Annotated in this window: 17 protein-coding genes; 9 read left to right on the top strand and 8 right to left on the bottom strand. The window is 68.8% G+C overall.

The window, feature by feature from the left end:
• Window position 1: 1 nt before the first annotated feature.
• The 3 genes from dpgC to dpgD are packed head-to-tail and all read left to right on the top strand — an operon-like array spanning window position 2 to window position 3,603.
• Window positions 2-1,330, top strand: a complete 1,329-nt coding sequence (gene dpgC / locus FXO23_RS38140; protein WP_158891519.1) for a (3,5-dihydroxyphenyl)acetyl-CoA 1,2-dioxygenase DpgC — start codon at window positions 2-4, stop codon at window positions 1,328-1,330.
• On the top strand, window positions 1,327-2,787 hold the full coding sequence (locus FXO23_RS38145; protein WP_158891521.1) for a benzaldehyde dehydrogenase: 1,461 nt from the start codon (window positions 1,327-1,329) through the stop codon (window positions 2,785-2,787). Before dpgC ends, FXO23_RS38145 begins: the two co-directional genes overlap by 4 nt.
• A 15-nt stretch (window positions 2,788-2,802) precedes the next feature.
• Window positions 2,803-3,603, top strand: a complete 801-nt coding sequence (gene dpgD / locus FXO23_RS38150) for an enoyl-CoA-hydratase DpgD (protein ID WP_158891523.1) — start codon at window positions 2,803-2,805, stop codon at window positions 3,601-3,603.
• On the opposite strand, the gene FXO23_RS38155 is transcribed toward dpgD, so the two are convergent.
• The gene (locus FXO23_RS38155) at window positions 3,604-4,509 is read right to left on the bottom strand and encodes an IS701 family transposase (protein ID WP_158891525.1); all 906 of its coding nucleotides are present in this window, start codon (window positions 4,507-4,509) and stop codon (window positions 3,604-3,606) included.
• 328 nt (window positions 4,510-4,837) lie between these two features.
• On the opposite strand from FXO23_RS38155, the gene FXO23_RS38160 reads away from it, so the two are divergent.
• The 4 genes from FXO23_RS38160 to FXO23_RS38175 are packed head-to-tail and all read left to right on the top strand — an operon-like array spanning window position 4,838 to window position 8,210.
• Window positions 4,838-5,704, top strand: a complete 867-nt coding sequence (locus tag FXO23_RS38160; RefSeq protein ID WP_158891527.1) for a 3-hydroxyacyl-CoA dehydrogenase family protein — start codon at window positions 4,838-4,840, stop codon at window positions 5,702-5,704.
• On the top strand, window positions 5,701-5,982 hold the full coding sequence (locus FXO23_RS38165) for an acyl carrier protein (RefSeq protein ID WP_158891529.1): 282 nt from the start codon (window positions 5,701-5,703) through the stop codon (window positions 5,980-5,982). Before FXO23_RS38160 ends, FXO23_RS38165 begins: the two co-directional genes overlap by 4 nt.
• The gene (locus FXO23_RS38170; RefSeq protein ID WP_158891530.1) at window positions 5,975-7,084 is read left to right on the top strand and encodes an acyl-CoA dehydrogenase family protein; all 1,110 of its coding nucleotides are present in this window, start codon (window positions 5,975-5,977) and stop codon (window positions 7,082-7,084) included. The genes FXO23_RS38165 and FXO23_RS38170 overlap by 8 nt, the downstream gene beginning before the upstream one ends.
• Window positions 7,085-7,103: 19 nt before the next feature.
• Window positions 7,104-8,210, top strand: coding sequence for an HAD-IIIC family phosphatase (locus FXO23_RS38175; RefSeq protein ID WP_158891532.1), 1,107 nt, complete (start codon window positions 7,104-7,106; stop codon window positions 8,208-8,210).
• 3 nt (window positions 8,211-8,213) lie between these two features.
• Here FXO23_RS38175 and FXO23_RS38180 read toward each other — a convergent pair whose 3' ends face one another.
• The gene (locus tag FXO23_RS38180; RefSeq protein WP_158891534.1) at window positions 8,214-8,882 is read right to left on the bottom strand and encodes an O-methyltransferase; all 669 of its coding nucleotides are present in this window, start codon (window positions 8,880-8,882) and stop codon (window positions 8,214-8,216) included.
• Between the two features lie 551 nt (window positions 8,883-9,433).
• Here FXO23_RS38180 and FXO23_RS38185 point away from each other — a divergent pair.
• Window positions 9,434-12,265, top strand: a complete 2,832-nt coding sequence (locus tag FXO23_RS38185) for an ATP-binding protein (protein WP_158891536.1) — start codon at window positions 9,434-9,436, stop codon at window positions 12,263-12,265.
• A 3-nt stretch (window positions 12,266-12,268) separates the two neighbouring features.
• On the opposite strand, the gene FXO23_RS38190 is transcribed toward FXO23_RS38185, so the two are convergent.
• The 6 genes from FXO23_RS38190 to FXO23_RS38215 all read right to left on the bottom strand — a co-directional run bounded on the left by FXO23_RS38190 (window position 12,269) and on the right by FXO23_RS38215 (window position 19,452).
• Window positions 12,269-15,196, bottom strand: a complete 2,928-nt coding sequence (locus tag FXO23_RS38190) for an AfsR/SARP family transcriptional regulator (protein ID WP_158891538.1) — start codon at window positions 15,194-15,196, stop codon at window positions 12,269-12,271.
• Window positions 15,197-15,318: 122 nt separating this feature from the next.
• Window positions 15,319-15,840, bottom strand: coding sequence for a VOC family protein (locus FXO23_RS38195; RefSeq protein WP_158891540.1), 522 nt, complete (start codon window positions 15,838-15,840; stop codon window positions 15,319-15,321).
• Between the two features lie 96 nt (window positions 15,841-15,936).
• Window positions 15,937-16,638, bottom strand: a complete 702-nt coding sequence (locus FXO23_RS38200; RefSeq protein WP_158891542.1) for an MFS transporter — start codon at window positions 16,636-16,638, stop codon at window positions 15,937-15,939.
• A gap of 249 nt (window positions 16,639-16,887) precedes the next feature.
• The gene (locus FXO23_RS38205; protein ID WP_246258271.1) at window positions 16,888-17,829 is read right to left on the bottom strand and encodes an acyl-CoA desaturase; all 942 of its coding nucleotides are present in this window, start codon (window positions 17,827-17,829) and stop codon (window positions 16,888-16,890) included.
• Window positions 17,830-17,963: 134 nt separating this feature from the next.
• Window positions 17,964-18,746 carry a GAF and ANTAR domain-containing protein gene (locus FXO23_RS38210; RefSeq protein ID WP_158891544.1) on the bottom strand — a complete coding sequence of 261 codons (783 nt, stop codon included), beginning with the start codon at window positions 18,744-18,746 and terminating at the stop codon, window positions 17,964-17,966.
• Window position 18,747: 1 nt separating this feature from the next.
• Window positions 18,748-19,452: a GAF and ANTAR domain-containing protein gene (locus tag FXO23_RS38215; protein ID WP_158891545.1), complete on the bottom strand. Its 705-nt coding sequence runs from the start codon at window positions 19,450-19,452 to the stop codon at window positions 18,748-18,750.
• A gap of 301 nt (window positions 19,453-19,753) precedes the next feature.
• Here FXO23_RS38215 and FXO23_RS50880 point away from each other — a divergent pair, with 301 nt between their 5' ends.
• On the top strand, window positions 19,754-19,912 hold the full coding sequence (locus FXO23_RS50880) for a DUF6307 family protein (protein WP_179956989.1): 159 nt from the start codon (window positions 19,754-19,756) through the stop codon (window positions 19,910-19,912).
• Window positions 19,913-20,272 lie beyond the last annotated feature (360 nt).

Raw genomic sequence — 20,272 nt, forward strand, 5'->3', positions numbered from 1 at the left:
GATGACCGCCACCGACCTGATCACCGAGCAGTTCGACGGCCCGCTCGGAGCGGACGCGGACGCGCTGGCCGTCCACCTGAAGTCGGGCGAGCTGATCCTCTCCGGACTGCCACCGAAGCCGGAACGAACCGAAGAACAGCAGGCGGTCGCCGACGGTGTCCACCACGCCCACCGCCAGGCGCGGGCCCGGTTCCTGCGGTCGCACGTCGTGGAGGTCTACGACCAGGTGACGGCGGGGCGCACGAGCCGCCTCCGGCTCGCCGAGCTCGCCTACGCCGCCGCGGACGCGTTTCCCGGTCTGGTGCCCACCGCACAGGAGATCGCCGAGGAACGCCGCCACGTCCAGGCCGCCAAGGATGGGCGCGAGATCGACCAGGGCGTGTTCTTCCGGGAAGTGCTGCGGCAGCCCGAGATCGGCACACACCTGACCGAGACCATGCTGCTGCCCACGGCGAGAGCGCTCGCGTTGCTACCGGAGTACCGCCGCACCGGCGACGTGCGCCTGGACACGGTGCACATCGAGCGGCGGTCGGGTGCGGCACACCTGACCGTGTCCAATCCGGACGCGCTCAACGCGGAGGACAACGGGCTGATTGACGATCTGGAGACGGCAGTCGACCTCGCGCTACTCGACGACGATGTGCACGTCGGGGTGCTGCGGGGCGGGCCGATGTCCCATCCGCGCTACCTGGGCAAGCGCGTGTTCAGCGCCGGAATCAACCTGAAGAAGCTGCACGAGGGCCAGATCTCGTTCGTGGACTTCCTGCTGCGCCGCGAGCTCGGCTACCTCAGCAAGCTCGTCCGCGGGCTGCTGGTCGACGAGGACGAGGCGGCATGGCCACGGCGATTCCACGACAAACCGTGGATCGCCGCGGTGGACACGTTCGCCATCGGCGGCGGCGCGCAGCTGCTCATGGTCTTCGACCATGTCATCGCCGGTGCGGACGCCTACTTCAGCTTGCCCGCGGCGCAGGAGGGCATCGTGCCGGGTGCGGCCAACTTCCGGCTGAGCAAGCTGGCCGGTCCCCGGCTGGCGCGCCAGGTCATCCTGTCCGGCAGGAAGATCTGGGCCGCCGAGCCCGAGGGCCGGTTGCTCTGCGACGAGGTGGTCGATCCCCGGGAGATCGACGCGGCCGTCGAACGCGGCGTCGAGCGGCTGGCCAACCCGGCCGTCGCGGCCAACCGCCGGATGCTGAACCTGGCCGAGGAACCGCTGGACGGATTCCGGAACTACCTGGCGGAGTTCGCGGCGGAACAAGCCCTTCGGCTGTACAGCGCGGACGTTCTGGACAAGGTGCGCCGAGCCTGGTCACGAGGGGAGAAACGGTGACCCAACTGGTGAACCTCGCCCCGATCGCCGGAAAGGTCTTCAGCACCGGCTGGCGGGCGGCGCGCGGTGGCACACTTGAGATCGTCGAACCCGCCACCGGCCGGATGCTGACCGAGGTCGGGCTCGCCACCGCGGCCGATATCGGGGAGGCGGTCCGATCGGCCCGGGCGGCACAACCGGCCTGGGCGGCAGTGCCCCCGGCGGAACGCGCCGAGCTGTTGCGCCGGGTCGCACGCCTGCTTGAGGACAGGCGAGGAGAGGTCGCCGCCTGGCTGATCCGCGAAGGCGGTGCGATACCGGCCAAGGCGAAGTTCGAGATTCAATCCACTGTGGACGAACTGTGGGTCGCCGCCGCCCTGCCCACTCAGCCGCACGGCTGCCTGCTGCCTTCCGTCCCGGGATGCGACAGCATCGGGCGCCGGGTCCCCCTCGGCGTGGCCGGGGTGATCAGCCCGTGGAACTTCCCGCTGGTACTCGCGATGCGGGCAGTGGCCCCGGCCCTCGCCCTCGGCAACGCCGTCGTCCTCAAACCCGACGTGCACACCGCGGTCTCCGGCGGGTACGTGGTGGCGAGGCTCTTCGAGGAGGCCGGACTGCCCGACGGTGTCCTGCACGTCCTGCCCGGAGACGCCGAACCCGGTAAGGCCCTGGTCGAGGATCCCGAGGTGGACCTGATCGCGTTCACCGGGTCGACGGCCGTCGGCCGGGAGGTCGGCGCGGCGGCCGGGCGCGCGCTGAAACGGGCTTCCCTCGAACTCGGCGGGAACAACGCGCTGATCGTCCTGGACGACGCGGATCTGGACGCGGCGAGTTCCGCCGGCGCCTGGGGCGCGTTCCTGCACCAGGGGCAGGTCTGCATGACGGCCGGTCGGCACATCGTGCACGAGGCGGTGGCCGACGAGTACCTCGACAAGCTGACCCTGCGTGCGGACAAACTGGCGGTCGGCGATCCCTGGACCGAGAAGGTGGACCTGGGGCCGCTGATCAACGCCGCCCAACTGTCCCGAGTGGACACGATCGTGCGGGACACGGTCGCCGCCGGCGCGGTGCTGCGCACCGGCGGAACTTTCCGAGATCTCTGCTACCGCCCGACCGTGCTGGCGGGCGTCACCACCGCGATGCCCGCCTGCACCGAGGAGATCTTCGGCCCGGTCGCCCCGGTCATCGTGGTCCGGGACGAGGACGAGGCCGTCGCGGTGGCCAACCAGACCGAGTACGGGCTGGTCGCGGCGGTGCAGACCGGCTCGGTGGAACGCGGCACAGCCCTGGCGGATCGGCTGCGGACCGGCATCGTCCACGTCAACGACCAGACGGTGAACGACAACGCGTTCGTCCCCTTCGGCGGCACCGGCGCGTCCGGCAACGGCAGCCGCCACGGCGCGCTGCACAGCTGGGACGAGTTCACCCGCTGGCAGTGGCGCACCGTCCGGCAGACCGCGCCGCAGTACCCGTTCTGAGCCGGGAAGGATCCGATGGCAGAGCAACCGCGGGTCAGCTACCGCAAAGACGGCCACGTGGCCTACGTGACCCTCGATCGCCCGGACGTGCTCAACGCGATGGATCTGCGCATGCACTCCGAACTCGCCGAGATCTGGGACGACTTCGAACGCGACGACGAGATCTGGGTCGGCGTCCTCACCGGTGCGGGTTCCCGGGCCTTCTCGGTGGGCCAGGACCTGAAGGAACTCGTGGCCCGGGTCGAGAACGGCGAAGGGCCGTCGACCTTCGGCAGCCGCGGCAAACCGGGCTGGCCCCGGCTCACCGAACGGTTCGCGCTCGCGAAACCACTGATCGCGCGGGTCAACGGCTACGCGTTGGGTGGCGGGTTCGAACTGGCGCTCGCCTGCGACATCGTCGTCGCGGCCGACCACGCGACCTTCGCGCTCCCCGAAGCGCGCCTCGGGCTGATGGCCGGGGCGGGCGGGCTGTTCCGGTTGTCCCGGCAGGTCCCGTTCAAAACGGCGATGGGCTATCTGCTGACCGGCCGGCGCCTCACCGCGTCCCGGGCGTTCGAACTGGGCCTGGTCAACGAAGTGGTACCCGCCGATCGCCTGGACGAGTGCGTCGACGGCTGGGTGGGCGACATCCTCCGCTGCGCCCCGCTGGCGGTGCGCGCGATCAAGGAAGCCGCCACCACTTCCGTCAACCTGCCGCTGGACCGGGCGTTCGCGACGCGTTACGTCTGGGAGGAACGGCGGATGCACAGCCGGGACGCGCGCGAAGGGCCCCTCGCCTTCGTGGAGAAACGCCCACCGGAATGGACCGCCACGTGATCAAGCGGTCTTCCGTTCACATTTCTCACCGGACGAGAGCCGGTCCACCGAATTTCGAAAGAGCTGCGCGGCCGAGACCAGGGTCACATGACGATTCCAGCCGATCCATGACCGCCCCTCGAAATGGTCCAGCCCGAATTCTTCCCGCATTTCACGGTAGCCGGTTTCCATTCGGCGGCCGAGTTCGAACGGCCGGGTGAACGGCACTCCCCCGACCCGCATCAGGCACGGCAGGCGGCGGCGCCGCAGCGCGTCCCGGAACTCCGCCACGTCACCGTAGGCGCGGCCCACCACCACGATCGCCGGCCGCAGTCCCCAGGCGAGCAGATCGTCCAGCATCTCCACCGCCATCGCCCAGCGGGGCCGGTGACGTTCCGTGGCGGGTATGCCGCATCGGCGGCGACGGCGAGCGATTTCCGCGACCTCGCCCGGATCGGTCGCCGTCGTGTCGTCCCAGTCCTCCGGCACGAACAATCGCCAGTTCACCGCGGCCGACACGCCGTCGCCGACCAGCCGGACGCTCACCGCGGCCTGGCAGTTGGCGATCTTGCCGTGGGTGCGGTCGAACTGCCGGGTGACGCACGGTGATCCCGCACCGTCCTTCGGGAACCCGAGATCGCCGATCACCCAGGCGACCGTCCGGGTACGCGCCGCCGCGCGCCGGGCCAGCCGCGCCCGCACCGCCCCGGTATCCCAGGTGGAGGACGTCACGAACTGCTGCAGCACCTGGTGGTCGACCGCCAGCCGTTGCGCCATCGACGACATCGACTTCCGGCCGCCGTCGAGCAGCAGGCCCCGTAGGTAGAGTTCCGCCTTCGCCCGCTGGTCGGCCCGCCGCAGCGGGGTGAACACGTCTGCCGCGAACTCGCTCAGCGGGTCGCGCCCCGCGGCCTCCGCATGCCCCATATCCCGTCCACCCACCTCGGCAGTCGTCGTTGCCTCCAGTGCCAGGACACCAGCTTCAGCCACCGCGATAATGACCGTCTAACGACCCGCAAACGTGGGATAACAACATCATTTCTCCGCTCCGGCGAGAACCGAATAGGGGTTGGCTTAGGAGAGCCGAAAATTAGGGGCTTGACCCGCCGACTCGGACATTAATAGCCTGCACTTGTCCTGCCCTGATCGGAGCTTTCCCGGCGGGCTCACCCTTTGTTCCGGCCGCCCATTCGTCCGCGAAAGCACCTCGCCACGCACGCGACCGATAGCGGCGCGACAACATTGCGGAGGTTCAGTGACGACTGACCAGTCAGCCCATCGGCTCGCCGTCCTCGGTGCGGGAGTGATGGGGACGAGTATCGCGACGCTGGCGATCGGACACGGGGTGCCCGTCGTGCTGGTCGACATCGACCGGGCCGCGCTCGATCGTGCCCGGGCCACGATCGCCGGGCAGTTGCGGCACGCCCAACTGATGGCGGCGCTGCCCGCCGACCGCGCGCCCGGTGAACTGGTGACCAGCGGATCCGTCCGGGACGCGGCGGACGCGACCGCCGTCATCGAAGCCGTCACGGAACTCACCGAGTCGAAGGCCACCGCGCTGGCCGAAGCTTCGGCGGTGATCCGGCCGGGCACGCCGCTGATCTCCAACACCTCGGGCATCCCGATCGACGAGATGGCCGACTGGGCCGAGCGGCCCCGCGAACTCCTCGGCACGCATTTCATGAACCCGCCGTACCTGATCCGGATGGTCGAAGTGATCCGAGGACCACGCACCGGCGACGCCGCGATGGCGGCGGCCGCCACGCTGCTGACCGCGCTGAACCGGCAAGCGGTGGTGGTGCGGGACGCGCCCGGGTTCGTCACCAGCCGGCTGCTGCACCCGATGATCAACAACGCCGCCCGGATCGTCGGCGAAGGCACCGCCTCGGTGGAATCGGTGGACGAGCTGATGCAGGGCTGCCTCGGACACCCGACCGGCCCGCTGCGCACGGCCGATCTGATCGGACTGGACAACCTCGTCGACTCGCTCAATGTCCTGCACAAGCGCACCGGGGACGAGAGCTGCCGCCCCTGCGAACCGCTGCTGGCCAAGGTGCGGAACGGCGACCTCGGCCGCAAGACCGGCCGAGGTTTCTACGACTACGGAAAGGCAATGCCGTGACGACTGACGCACCCGTGACCCCGGAGGCCATCCAAGCCTCGTTGCTGAGCCTGCTCGAGGCGAGGACGAAGACTTCCTTGACGACCGATCAGGAGCTGTTCGCCTCCGGCCTGGTCTCCTCGATGTTCGCCATGGAACTGGTCGTGCACATGGAGCAGACCTTCGGCGTGGCCATCGTCGGGCCCGACCTGAAGCTGGACAACTTCCGCACCGTCGAGAAGATGACCGCGCTGGTGCTGCGCCTGCGGGAGCCGTCCACGGTGACGAGCGGTGCCTGAGGTCCTCGTCGAGGAACGCGCGCTCGTCGACGCGCTCGTCGGCGATCAGGCCGAGGAATGGGATCTGGCCGGGCTCCTGCCCGTCGAGGTGCTCCGCAAGCTCGGCGCGCGTGGGCTGCTGTGCGCACAGGTGCCCGAAACCTACGGCGGGCCCGGCGCGGGGAGCTTGGACAACGGCGCGTTCACCGCGCACGTGGGCAGCCTGTGCAGTTCCCTGCGCAGCGTGATGACTTCGCAAGGCATGGCCGCGTGGACGATCCAGCGGATGGGTGCCGTCGACCAGCACCGCGCCTACCTGCCGCTGCTCACCAGCGGGCAGCTGGCGGCCGTCGGGTTCAGCGAACCGGAAGCCGGCAGCGATCTGTCCGCGCTGCGCACCGAGATCCGCAGGGACGGTGACTCGGTGGTCATCGACGGGCAGAAGGTGTGGATGACCGGCGCCTACTACGCCGACCTGCTCGTGGTGTTCGGCCGGTTCGACGACGGCGCGGCCGCCGTCGTGATCCCGGCTTCGGCGCCGGGGGTGTCCGTGGAGCGGGTCCCCGATCCGCTCGGCTGCCGTGCCGCCGGACACGCGCACGTTCGCCTCGACGCGGTACGGCTGCCCGAAGACAGCGTCCTCGGGGGCGGCGGTCAGTCGTTGCCCATGCTGCTGACCACGGCGCTCGCCTACGGCCGTTTCTCGATCGCCTGGGGCTGCGTCGGCATCCTGCGTGCCTGCCTGCGCGCGACTGCCACGCACGCCAGGTCCCGTACGCAGTTCGGCAAACCGCTCGCCGAGCACCAACTCGTCGCCCGGCACCTCGCCGAGTTGCTGGCCTCCGAGCAGGTCGCCACCCGCGTCTGCGAGCACGCCAGCCGTTGCTGGGACTCGGGTTCGCCGGACGTCGTGACGGCCACCGTGCTCGCCAAGCACGTCAGCGCGGGCCACGCCGCCCAGGGTGCGGCCACGGCGGTGCAGGTCCTGGCCTCCGCGGGTGCTCGGGACGGCCACGTGGTCGCCCGGGCATACCGGGACGCGAAATTGATGGAAATCATCGAAGGCAGCAACGAAATCTGCCAGCTGATCCTGGCCGAACACGCCGTCTCGCGGGCGGAGTGACCAGCTTGAGGAGGATTCTGTGCCTGACCAGCCGACCCTGGTGAAATGCCTGGTCTGGGACCTGGACAACACCCTGTGGCAGGGAACCCTGCTCGAGGATGCCGAAGTGCGGCTCTCCGACGCGATCCGCCAAGTGGTCGTCACCCTCGACTCCCGCGGCATTCTGCAGTCGGTCGCCAGCAAGAACGATCCGGACCTGGCCCTGGCGCGCCTGGAGGAACTGGGCATCGCGGAGTACTTCGTGCTGCCCAAGATCGGCTGGGGGCCCAAGTCCGAGTCGGTGCGCCAGCTCGCGGACCAGCTGAAGTTCGCGCAGGGCACGATCGCGTTCATCGATGACCAGCCGACCGAACGGGCCGAAGTCAACTTCCACGCGCCGCAGGTCCGGTGCTACTCCGCCGAACAGGCGCTCACGCTCGTGGACCTTCCCGAGTTCAGCCCGAAGACGGTGACCGTCGACTCCCGGCGACGGCGTGCGATGTACCAGGCGAGCTTCCGGCGCGAAGCGGAACAGGCCACCTTCACCGGTCCGGACGAGGAGTTCCTCCGCTCGCTCGAGCTGGTGATGCGCATCGGGCGAGCGACCGGGGAGGAGCTTTCCCGCGTCGAGGAGTTGACCCTGCGCACCAGTCAGATGAACGCGACCGGGGTGCACTACTCGGACGCGACGCTGCGCGGCCTGCTGGCCGACCCCGATCACGAGGTCCTGGTGACCACCCTCGCCGACCGTTTCGGGCCGCACGGCGCGGTGGGAGTTCTCTTGCTGGAAAAGCATCCGGCGCTGTGGCACCTCAAGTTGCTGGCCACCTCGTGCCGGGTGGTCTCGTTCGGCGCGGGGGCGGCGATCCTGAACTGGCTGACCGACCAGGCCAGCCGGGCCGATGTCCATCTGGTAGCCGATTTCCGGCGGACCGAACGGAACCGCATGATGGAGATCGCCTATCGCTTCGCGGGGTACTCCGACGAGCCCTGCGGATGCCTCACCGCACTCGTCCCCGCCGGGCTCGACGACCTCCAGCGACTGCATCTGGTCCCCGCCCCGCAGAGCGCTCCCACCACCATGCGGCTCACCGCGCCGGACCTGGCCGCGAACCACGCTGTGCCGCGGCCAAGCCCCGCACGCTGAGCGTCACACCGAGTTCTTGCGCGCCAGCGTGATGCCGTCGGCCATCGGGAGCATCGAGAGCTCCACCCGGGCGTCTTCCCGGAGAAAGGCGTTGAGTTCGCGAATGGCCACGGTGTCCGGGTCCTGAACGGCTGGATCGAGGACCCGGCCGAAGAACAGCGTGTTGTCGAGAATGATCAGGCCACCGTCGCGTACCAGCACCAACGCGGACTCGTAATACCTCCGATAATTCAGCTTGTCCGCGTCGATGAAAGCGAGATCGACGCTGCCAGGTCCCTGTTCACCAATGAGCGCGTCGAGGGTGTCGGTGGCCGCGCCGATGCGGACGTCGATTCGATCCGCCACGCCCGCGCGTTCCCAGTACGGGACCGCGATGCCCGGCCACTTGTCGGTGATGTCGCAGGTGATCAGGCGTCCGTCGGCCGGAAGCGCCCGCGCCATGCACAGCGTGCTGTAGCCGGTGAACGTACCGATCTCGAGGACCGTGCGCGCTCCGGTGAGGCCGACGAGAAAAGCGAGTAGTTGACCTTCTTCGGCCATGACCTGCATTGCTTCACCCATCGGAAATTCCGCGGTTTCCGCCCTGAGGTCACGTAGATTCGTGTCATCTCGCAACGAGACGTCGCGAACATAGTCAAGCAGTTCCGGTGATGCGGCGAGTTGATTTGCCATTACCACACAATAGTACTCCGACGACGGTTTGGGCGAGAGCAAGAGGAACGACCACGCAACCAATCCACCAACGCAGGGGCAATCGACCCTTAGTCGAACCCCTACCGCACCCCCAGCCAAGGACACGGCCGGAGACGAACGAGGCGGGAAGAATTCTCCGCGCCAACTTAACAAAGTCCGATCACCCGCACTCGTGCCCTCTAGACCACCACCGATAAAATTTCGATGAAATCCCGATGTAAGCAGACTGAAATTTCAACTTGTACCGCTGCCAGCTCGACGGGCAGTCCCGGCTGCCAGTTGAAACATTCTCAGAACGTGGCCGTAACCGCTGGTCACAGCCATCGCCTCCACCCTGTCGGCAGCTAACCAATTCGGGGGATGTATCACAACAACACTATGTACCGACTGTGTGCGAAGACTTTACGAGCCACCCCGGTTGCCGGTAGATTTGACCGCAATGTCGGCTCTGACGGTCGTCGCCACTTTGCACGACAAGCGACCGCGACGACTCGCGCCGACGGCTGGGGACTGGGGTAGAAAGGACAACCATGCACTTGGCGGAGCGGCGCAAGGAATTAGGTGTCCTTAAAGGACTTCTCGCGCACTGCCGACAGAACCGTGGACAGATCGCGCTGATCACCGGAGGCATCGCGACCGGAAAGACACAACTCTTGAACGCGTTCGCGAACCACGCGCTCGAGTCCGACGTTCTGGTGCTGACCGCCACCTGCTCCAGAGCGGAGCAGACCCTCCCCCTGGGTGTCATGGGCCAGTTGTGCCAAGGGGCAGGCCTGCCACCTGCGGTGCGGCGCCGCGCGACGGAACTGCTCGACGAGCACGCCCGGCTGCCGACCGCCCCCCAGGGGGACCGGGAGCCGCTCGACGGACCCGACGCCAAGGTGTTGCACGGCCTGTGCGCGTTGATTCTCGACCTCGCCCGGGAGCAGCCGCTGGTGCTGGGCATCGACGATGTCCACTTCGCGGACCCGCAGTCGTTGCAGGCGCTGCTGTACCTGCAACGAAGGATGCGGTCCGTCCAGGTCTTGATGATCCTCAGCGAGTGGACGCGGCCCCGCCCGAAACAGTTGCCCTTCCACTCGGAGGTGACCCGGCTGCCGTACTTCAGCCGGCTCCGCCTCGCGCCGCTGTCGCGCACGGGAGTGGCCGACGTCCTCGCTCAGCAGCTCCATCCGGAGACCGCTCGTCAGCTCGCCATGGCATACCACCAGAAGAGCGGCGGAAATCCGCTCCTGGTGCATGCACTGCTGGAGGACTATCTCGCCAGCGAGAATTCCGAAGACGTCACGTACCGGCCGGAACCGGTAGTGGGCGAAGCCTTCGGCCAGGCCGTGCTGACCTGCCTGCACCGCTGGGAACCGATCCTGCTCGAGGTCGCGCGCGGACTGGCGGTGCTGGACGAATCGGCCTCACCCCAGTCGCTCGGCCGGTTGCTCGACCTGCCGGCCGATTCCGCCGCGCAGGCGCTCGACGTGCTCACCATGGCTGGTTTGCTGGACAACGCCCGGTTCCGGCACCCCACGGCCCGCGACGCCGTGCTCAACAGCCTCCCCGCTGCGGAGTTCGCGAGGCTGCACCTGCGAGCGGCGGAACTCCTGCACCAGGACGGAGAACCGGTGACCGTGATCGCCGAGCACCTGGTAGCCGCCGGGCAGGCCGGGATCCCGTCCGCGGTACAGGTTCTGCGGGCTGCCGCCGAACAGGTACTGGCCGACGACGACGCGGAACTCGCCACCCGGTACCTCGAGCTGGCGCACGGGGCGTGTACCGACGAACGCGAGGGTGCCACCATCGCGACGCTGCTCGCGCATTCCGAATGGCGCGGGCACTCCGCGCCGGTGAACCTGCCCCTCACCCGGATGCGTACCGCGCTGGAAAGGGGGCACCTCAACGACCGCGGGGTCTTCACCCTGATCAAGCATCTGCTCTGGAGCGGCCACACCGACGAGGCGGCGAAGACGTTGCGGACCCTGATTCAGACGGACTCGCTGGTCCCGAGCTTCGCCGCCGATCTGCGCCTGACCTATCACATCCTGTCTTTCTCCCATCCGCCCTTTTTTCCCCGCATCCCCGGCGCCACCCCGCCGCTGGGCAACGAACCCCTGTCCCTGCCCGCCACCCCGTGGCGCCGGGCGACGATCGCGCTGGCGACCGTATTGACCCAAGGCCCCACCGAAGCCGCGATCGACGGGGCCGAGCACGTCCTGCAGACCTGCACCCTGACCGACGAAACGTTGGACTCCCTGCTCACCGCACTGCTGACGTTGTTGTACGCGGATCGTCCCGACAAGGCCGCGCCGTGGTGCGACGCCCTGGTGGAAGAGGCCACCTCACGGCGTGCGACGCCCTGGCGGGCGCTACTCGGCAACCTGCGCGCCGATATCGCGCTGCGTCAAGGGGATCTGCTCGTCGCGGCGGAGTACGCGCGGACGGCGCTCGCGCAACTTCCCCCGCCCGAATGGGGCGTGGGCATCGGCGCTCCGCTGGCCACCCTGATCCTCGCCACGACCGCGATGGGCGACTACGAAGAAGCGGCCACCTTGCTCAAACGGCCGGTGCCGGAGAGCATGTTCGGGACCTGGTTCGCGCCGCAGTACCTGTACGCACGCGGCCACTACTTCCTCGCCACCGAACGCCCGCATGCCGCGCTCACCGATTTCCACAACTGCGGCACCCTGATGGTCAAATGGAACATCGATCACCCCGCGATCGCCTCCTGGCGCAGCGGCGTCGCCAAGGCACATCTGCACCTCGGGCGCCGGGACCACATCGGCAGCCTGATGGCCGATCAACTCGCCTTGCCCGGGGTCGGACTTCGCACCCGGGGAATCTCGTTGCGGATGCTCGCCGCGGGACGCGGCCCCGACCAGCGGTTGCCCCTGCTGGAAGAAGCCGTCGATCTGCTCCGGATTTCCGGCGACCAGTTCGAACTCGCCACGACGTTCGCTGATCTGAGCCGGCTCCACCATGAGAAAGGCGACTCCAGCACGGCGCAGGCGCTGGCCGAGCAGGCCATGGAGTTGGCCAAACAATGCCAGGCGACCCCGCTCTTCCACCGGCTGCTCTCCGGCCGGGAGACCGTGGACATCGGCTCCGGCGGCCGCGGCGAGACCGACGAGGTCCTGGGCGTGCTCAGCAACGCCGAACGGCGAGTGGCCTCCCTGGCGGCCCTGGGACACACGAATCGCGCGATCGCGCGCAAGCTCGGCATCACGGTGAGCACCGTGGAGCAACATCTGACCCGGGTCTACCGGAAGCTGAACGTGAGCCGCCGCACCCAGCTTCCCGTGGAACTGCCGGTGCAGACCAGGCCACGCCTGGAACTGGAACACGGGCACCGCCGAGTCGCGACCGGCACCTGACGCTCACCGCCGCGCCGCGTACGCCAGCATCCGTCTCAGCTCCCTGGACCGGCCGAACATGCCGAGCTCTTCGGAAAGGGCGTACGCGGACCGCAGCAGCGGCACCGCGTCCTTCCCTTGTCCGAGAGCCACTTTGTTCACCGCGAGCCGATGCAGGGCGTGCACTTCACCGCGACGATCCGCGAACTGCCGGAAGACCCGAAGCCCCTGCTCGATCAGTTCGACAGCACCCAGATGCTGGCCACGCAGCTCGGCGACCCGGCTGTGCGACACCACGACGTGGGCCCGGCCCACCGGTTGGTCGAGTTCGTCGAGCAGTTTGATCGCCTGGCGGTACAACTCGTCCGCCTCGTCGAGTTCGCCCAGCTCCACCAAGGCGTTCGACAGGCTGCTCAGGACGACCGCTTCCAGATCCGCTTCACCGATCCGCCGCGCACGGCCGAGCCCGCGACGCAGGAACTCGACCGCACCGGCCGCGTCCCCCAGCGCCGTCCGCACGTTGCCCAGCTGCCGCAAGGCGCGAACCTCGGCCTGCCGGTCCTCGAGCCCCTGGCCGAGGTCCAGCGCCCGGAGCGCATGCCGCTCGGCCGAAATCAGGTCGCCCTGCTGGGCACGGCAGAAGCTGAGCAGTACCAACGTGCTCGCCGAGCCCGCGGCGTCACCCAACGCTTCGAACAGCCGGGAGCATTCGGTGAGCAAGGTGGAGGCGACGAGCAGCCGCCCGCCCATCGCGGCCCCGTGCGCCATCCCGAACTTCGCGCGGGCCTGCACCAAACGGTCGTTCGCGGTTTCCGCCGCCGCGAGCACGGCCGGGTACAGCCGGTTGATCTCGCTCATCCGATGCTTCAGGGCGAGGAAACTGGTCAGCCGCTCAACCGCGTCGAGCGCCTCCCGGCACCACCCCGCATCGGCGCCTCGGGCCAGGATGGCGACCAGGGTGTCGCATTCCGCCGCGCACCACCCCGTTGGGTCGCGGCGCACCTGCGCGTGCACGTCCGCGGGAGCCGCCTGACCCGAGGCGGGCCCGAGCGGCACCAGCCATCCGGCCGGACGAGGCAGGCCGAGGTGAATCGCTTCGATCAGCGACCGGGTCCGGCCGAACAGGCTGCCGAACGCAGCCCGCGCCGGCGACGCGGAGTCGGTGAGCCCGCCCTCGATGGGGTGGAGCTGTTCCGCGGCGAAAACCCGGAGCAGATCGTGCATTGTGTACCGTTCGTACTTGCCCGCCGCGGGCTCCAGGAAGTGCGTCGTCAGCAGGTCGTGCAACGCCCAGTCCAGGCGCGGGTCGTCGTCGGTCAGGGCAGCCAGCGCCCACGGCGCCAGATCGGCCCCGTCCAGCAAGGCGAACCGGCGGAACACCATGCGTTCCAGCTCGCCGAGCGACTGGTACGAAACGGCGAAACCCGCCCGGACGTCGAGTTCGGCCACCGACAGTTCATCGAGGAGCAGGCGTTGGTCCCGCATTCTCGTGAGCAGCGACCCGAGTGACCACTGCGGCCGCGTGGCGAGGCGAGCCGCCGCCACCCTGATCGCGATCGGGAGCCGCCCGCAAAGATCGACCAGTTCGGCGGCCGCCGAAGGCTCAGCGGCGACCCGGTCCGCACCCAGGACCTGCACCAGCAACCGCAACGATTCGTCCTCGTCCAGCGGAGAAAGTTCGAGGTCGACGGCCCCCGGCACGTCAGCGAGCCGTCTGCGGCTGGTCACCAGCACCGCGTTACCCGGCTCTCCGGGAAGCAGCGGGACCACCTGACGCGCTTCCGCGGCGTCGTCGAGAACGATGAGCACCTTCCGCCCGGCGAGCCGGCTCCGGTACGCGGCGGCGCGCTGCTCGAGCTGGGCCGGTATCGCGGTGTCCGCGACCCCGAGCGAGCGGAGGGCCTCGGCGAGCACATCGCCGACCGGCCGCGGACTGGTCGACCCGCCACCGAGGTGCAGGTAGAGCTGGCCGTCCGGAAAGCGGTCGGCCAGTTGGTGGCCCACCCGGACGGCGGTCGCCGTCTTCCCCGCTCCGGCCTGAGCGCTGAGGGCCACGACGGGTACCGAATCGGTGGTGCTCAGCAACTCGCGCACGCGGCCGATCAGCTCTTCGCGACCGGTGAAGTCCGGCACCATCGCGGGTAGCTGGCGCGGCACGGGAACGCTCGGCGCCGGCTCGGACACCACACCCGGCGATTCACCGCGCAGGACCAGTTCCTGCAGTTTCGCCAGTCCCGATCCGGGCTCGATGCCCAGTTCGCCGACCAGCGTTTCCCGCACGTTCTGGTACACGCGCAGCGCATCGGCTCGGTCACCTGCCATCCACAGCGCTCGCATCAGCAGCTCGGCCAACCGCTCACGCAAGGGATGTCCGGCAACCAGCTCGCGGAGTTCGGGGATCACCTCGGCGTGCCGCCCCAAGCTGATCTCGCCGGCGAGACATTCCTCGTACGCCGCCACCCGCGCGATCTCCCACGAGCGCACGAGCGAGTCGAGCGGCACGGTCGAAGTCGACGCGCTCCCGTTCCAGGTCGGCGTGCCACGCCAAAGCCTCAACGCCCGGCGGAGAAACCTCACCGCCTCCGCCTCGTCGCCGCGCCGGACCGCGGACCGCCCGTCCCCGAGAAGCTGATCGAACTCGATGAGGTCGCATTCCGCAGACACCAGGTCCAACTGGTAGCCATCCGAAACGCGAGCCAGGCGCCGTTCCCCGCTCGCGACCGCGCGGGAGAGCACGGACCGCAAGGACGAGATGTGGTTGTGCAGGCTGGCGGTACTGGTCCGCGGCGGCTCGTCACCCCACAACGCCTCGACCAGTTGGCCATGCGGGACCGCTTGTCCGTGGTTGCCGACCAGGTACAGCAACAGCGCCGACGCCTTGCCGCTGGGGACCGGGACCTCCCGGCCGTCGCCCGCTCGGACACACAACCGCCCGAGGACCTGCAGCCTCACATGATCCCCCAGGGATATGCCGCGCTGTGCTCCCCAACCGCAATGGATCGATTTAGACAAATTATACCAAGATTTTGACCTAGTTCAGCCCGGTCTCGCCGCCGCTGCCCGTTTCGCGTGGGTTAGCTGGCACCCCGCTCAGCGCCGGGATCCACGGGCCGGGCCAGCGTCTCCCGGTCGTAGCGCATGGCGTCGGCGTACTTCCGCTCCATCGAGCGCCGGGCCAATTCCCCCGCCTGGACGTCCGCTACGTGCGTTTGGAGTATCCAGATGTTGCCGAACGGATCACGTACCCGCCCGACCCGGTCACCGAAGAAGTGTTCGACGACCCGCGTCACCGGGACGGCCCCGGCGGCGAGCGCCCGCTCGTAGAAGGCGTCGGCATCGTCGACGAACAGGCGCAGGAAGCAGGGCGTCGGCGGCCACTCGGGCTTCCCGTCGAACAGCATCACGATGCTGTCCCCGATCCGCGCCTCGGCATGCCCCACAGAGCCGTCGTCGTGGTGATACCGAAAGATCTCCTCGGCCCCAAATGCCTTCTTCAGGAACTCGAGCATCGCCGTGGAGTCCCTCGAGACGATGCACGACGTAACCGTCCGGTTCTCCTCCGGAGTCGGTCTTACGGAATCACCATCCGAAGTCATGAACCGACTCTAGAAGCCCGCCGGCACGCGGTGCACTTGGCCGCGGAGGACACCGGTGGGGTCCACAGTGGACTCCACCGGCTCGACACCTTCCGGCTAGCGTACCGTGGGGACTGCTTCCAGGCGTCGGTCGTGGTTGAGCGTGCGCACTCCCCAGGCGCACGCGGCACCGAGCGCGGTTGGTCCCAGCCAGGGGATTTCTGGCCATCCGGCTTTGTTCGCCAGGTCGAAGACGGTTCCGGTGAAGAGGTTTTCGGCCAGGATCCCGGTTCCGACGATGGTGTTGTAGAACCCGTAGTGGGTGGCCACGAGGTCGTCGCCGGAGAGCCGGACGATGGTGTCCATTTCGAATGGGAAGACTGCGGCCGTGCCCAGCGCCAGCAGTGTCGCCAGGCCACGAGCGCGACCGTGGATTTTGAGTTGTCCGGCGACGGCCACCCCGCCGGACACGGCGAACAGCGTCGCAGTCAGCGCCGTGCCGGAAGTGTCGTTCGTGGCGATCCGGTGTGCTTCGAGGGGCAGCGCGAGATACACCTGGAACGAGAGCACGCAGGAGCCGATCATGACCAGCGAGAACAGGATGAACCAGCGGTTCCCGGCGATCTTGCGCCATTGCGCCAGCACCGGGAGGCGGTCCGGGTCCGCGGTGCGGTCACCCCGCTGCGGCAGCGACCGCAGCTGCAGCACGGTCCGCACGGCGAACACGGCGGTCGCGGCCAGGCAGGTCAGCCGGAAATCGGTCGCGGTCAGGGCCAGCCCGACGACCGGACCGGTGAGGATGCCGCCCCGGTAGAACACGTTGAACAGGGTGCCCGCGAAACCGGCGGCTGCGGAGGCGAGGTCGCGCGACCGCGGCCATCACCCACCGTCGAGCCGATCCGCGGGCCGCAGTTCCAGCCGCGGCGGATTCGCGGGGAAATCGGCGTCCGGTGTCGCGGAAGAGGTGGACGAGTGGGAATTCGGGCCCGACTTCATGCCGGTGTAGGTTGCGCCGAGGACGACGGCGGCTGACTGCCCCCGTGCGAGATGCTCCCGGTACGGACCACCCTACGCCCTCAGCCGGGCCATCCGTTCGGGTTTGGGCCAGCGGACCTGGGAGACCCAGCCGAGTTTCTCGAAGATCCAGATGATGCGGGCGGACATGTCGAGCTGTCCGCGGCGGACGCCGTGCCGGGCGCAGGTGGGATCGGCGTGGTGGGAGTTGTGCCAGGACTCGCCCATCGAGGCGATGGCCAGGGGCCAGAAGTTCGCCGACTTGTCCCGCACGGTGAAGGGCCGGTCGCCGATCAGGTGGCAGATGGAGTTGACCGACCAGGTCACGTGGTGCAGCAGCGCGATCCGCACCAGACCGGCCCAGAAGAACGCGGTCAGCGCACCCTGCCAGGACAGGGTGATCAGCCCGCCGAGCGCCGCGGGGCCAAGCAGGGTGACCACGGTCAGCGCGGGGAACAGGCGGTCGACCACCCGGATGTCGCGGTCGGCGAGCAGGTCCGGGGCGAATCGTTGCGCGTTCGTCTGTTCGCGTTCGAACAGCCACCCCATATGGGCGTACCAGAAACCCTTGGCCAGGGCGGCCGGTGTGGTGCCGAACCGCCACGGCGAATGCGGGTCGCCGTCCCGGTCGGAGTAGGCGTGGTGGCGGCGGTGGTCCGCGACCCAGCCGATGACCGGGCCCTGCATGGCCATGCTGCCGACCATCGCCAGCGTGATGCGCAGGCCGCGGTTGGCCTTGAACGCGCGGTGGGTGAAGTACCGGTGGAACCCGATCGTCACGCCCAGACCGGTGAAGAAGTAGAAGAAGACGGCCAAGCCGACGTCGGGCCAGCCCATTCCCCATCCCCAGGCGATCGGGACGGCCGCGATCAGCGCCAGTAGCGGCACGATCGCGAACAACTTGACCAGGAACATCTGCCCCCAGGTCTTCTCACCCGCGAGCATCGGTTCCGGCTGGCGGGTATTGGGGGCGCGAGCGTGCAGCGCGCGGGTCATAGCACTACCTCCCGGCAGCTCGTTGAGATTCGGCGCCGGGATCTGGAGCGATTAACCCTATTGTAGCCCCGGGCAACGGGGGACGCCTCCCGGCCACGTGGCCTGGCCGGTTCGCCCGGACAAGCGGATGCCGCTCATTTCCCAGTGGCGTGGGCGAGGATCGCGTCGAGGTCGGCGGCGCCTCCGGCCACCGCGTGGGCGACTTCGGACAGGCGCAGATTGTGGGCGCGGGCGTAGCCGCGCAGCCGATGGAAGGTGTCGTCCATGTCGAGGTTGCCACCGTGTGCGGAAAGCACGCCCTTGGCCTGTTCGATCACGACTCGGCTGTTGAGCGCGGTCTGCAGCTGTTCGGAGAGCAGTTCGCTGCGTTCGATGGCTCGTTGCTGCAGGATGCCGACCGTGGCGACGTCGGCCAGGGCCTGTCCCAGCAGGGTGCTGTCCTCGTCGACCCCGTACGGTCCGGTGTTGAGCAGGGTCAGCACCCCGACCACCTCGCGGCGCAGCCGCAGGGGCAGGGCCTGCGCGGCCCGGAATCCGCATTCCCGCGCCGCGGCGGCGAAGCCAGGCCACCGGCTGTCCTCGGCCGAAAGGTCCGGACTCGCGACCGGTCGCCCTTCGCGGACGCAGTCGATGCAGGGGCCGTCCTTGGTCTGCACGGCGAACAGTTCCAGCAGCTCCGCCCGCTCCGACGAGGCCGACGCGACGCGCAGCCCCCCGCGCTGGTCCACCAGGATCACCCCGGCGGCGGCGACCTCGAGCAGGTCGACGCAACGTTCGGCGAGCATGCTCAGGAAATCGAGGATGTCGAAGTCGTCGACCAGCGTGTCGGCCAGCGCGACGAACGTCCGGAACAACCGCTCGGCCCGACCGCCCGCGACCGCGCTCGCCCGGACGGCCGGGCCCTCCGCTGATGTCATGTCATCGTCCTCCGTTCCCGAGTCGAAGCTCGCGGGCCACGATCTGCCGGCCCACCTCATTCAGCGATTCCTGGTGGGCGAACGCGTGCGCGCGAATGCGCAGCAATGAGTCCTCCATGCTCAGCCCCAGCTGCCGGGCGATGATCCCCGAAGCCTGATGAACCACGACATGGATATCCGACAGCCACCCGATGTCCATCGGACTCGTCTCGTCCAGATCGTCCAGCACCGCCTGCGTGGCGATCTCGGCCAGCACCAACGCGTCACCCAGCTCGCGCCGGCTCAACGGGCCGGCGGTGGTGCGATGCAGGTCCAGCACCCCGAGCCGCACCGCCCCGACCTGCAACGGGAACGAAAACACCGCTGCCACCCCCGCGGCCAGCGCGCTCGGAGTGAACCCGGGCCACCGACCCCCGCCGACCGCCAGATCGGGCACCAGCACCGGGCCACCCGATTCGAACGCCTCCCGCCCCGGCCCCTCACCCACGGTCATCCCGAGCTCGTCGAGCAGCCCGCAGAGCCGCCCGGAAGAACACACCAGCCCCTGATGGTCGGCCTCCCCCACGCCGACCCGCACCGTCACGGCGGCACCCGACACCGACACCTCGGCCAGAGACAACTCGCACACCCCGCGCAGCAGCGAAACCGGATCACCGCCCTCGGCATCCAGCAGCTCGAGCAGCCATTCGCGCCGACCGCAGGCCATGGCGCGCCTCTTCTCCGGGCCACGCCGGTGGCCCCAGCACTCGACGGCGGCACTCGGCCGCACACCAAGAAGAGTCTAATGGGTGGGGCACCGGTGCGGCATTCGTGAGCAACGCCCACGGCGACCGGGACGGCCTCCCCGTCGGCGCGTAGGATGCGGACAAGTGCCCGGGCCCCCGGCATGACAACGAACCGATCAACGGGAATCACGCCGAGGCCACCTCACTCCCCGCGACCGTCCAACTTGGACCACGAACCCGCGGTCGAAGCCGTTCTCCAGCACTCGAATCAAGGGAAATGAAATGACCGCGAATATCGCTTACATCTCCCGCTACGAACAACGCGTCAAGCTCGTGCAGGACGTCTTGAAAGCCCGGACGAAACTTTCGGATTCCGAATGCCACACGCTCGCGGTCCAAGTGCTGCACACCCTGGACAGGATCCCGGAAAAGCTGCGCTGACCCGCATCGGCGATCACCGAGGAACGTTCGAAGGCGGCGTGCCTGACGCAGCCGGACGACCCGTGTTGCCGGTACAGGTCACGCGCTGTGCGACCGTGCGGGCCGGAAGTGGCGTAGTGTGGGTGGCGTAGAGAGCATCTCGTACGCGGGCGGTCAAGCCCGTGTCGTCCTCGGCAGCCAGATCGGCCGGTGTTCCTCGGCCGGGGACAGGAGAACCGACATGCTGTCGGGCCCGCACGGCCGCCAGGACGATCCGCGAAACCGCTCCGTCGGCCAGGTACCTGTCCGTTCGTGATCGGCGCGTCAAGCGCTCGGCGACGAAGCCGGAGAAGTCCGCTGAGCCGTTCGGGTCAGCGCCGA

The organism is Amycolatopsis anabasis (genome assembly GCF_009765355.1).
GTDB lineage: Bacteria > Actinomycetota > Actinomycetes > Mycobacteriales > Pseudonocardiaceae > Amycolatopsis > Amycolatopsis anabasis.

Bases quoted from the DNA above. Each gene is read 5' to 3' on its own strand.
- FXO23_RS38155 (WP_158891525.1), bottom strand. From the start codon at position 4,509: ATGGGGCATGCGGAGGCCGCGGGGCGCGACCCGCTGAGCGAGTTCGCG.
- FXO23_RS38210 (WP_158891544.1), bottom strand. From the start codon at position 18,746: ATGACATCAGCGGAGGGCCCGGCCGTCCGGGCGAGCGCGGTCGCGGGC.
- FXO23_RS38205 (WP_246258271.1), bottom strand. From the start codon at position 17,829: ATGACCCGCGCGCTGCACGCTCGCGCCCCCAATACCCGCCAGCCGGAA.
- FXO23_RS38215 (WP_158891545.1), bottom strand. From the start codon at position 19,452: ATGGCCTGCGGTCGGCGCGAATGGCTGCTCGAGCTGCTGGATGCCGAG.
- dpgC (WP_158891519.1), top strand. From the start codon at position 2: ATGACCGCCACCGACCTGATCACCGAGCAGTTCGACGGCCCGCTCGGA.
- FXO23_RS38195 (WP_158891540.1), bottom strand. From the start codon at position 15,840: ATGACTTCGGATGGTGATTCCGTAAGACCGACTCCGGAGGAGAACCGG.
- dpgD (WP_158891523.1), top strand. From the start codon at position 2,803: ATGGCAGAGCAACCGCGGGTCAGCTACCGCAAAGACGGCCACGTGGCC.
- FXO23_RS50880 (WP_179956989.1), top strand. From the start codon at position 19,754: ATGACCGCGAATATCGCTTACATCTCCCGCTACGAACAACGCGTCAAG.
- FXO23_RS38185 (WP_158891536.1), top strand. From the start codon at position 9,434: ATGCACTTGGCGGAGCGGCGCAAGGAATTAGGTGTCCTTAAAGGACTT.
- FXO23_RS38180 (WP_158891534.1), bottom strand. From the start codon at position 8,882: ATGGCAAATCAACTCGCCGCATCACCGGAACTGCTTGACTATGTTCGC.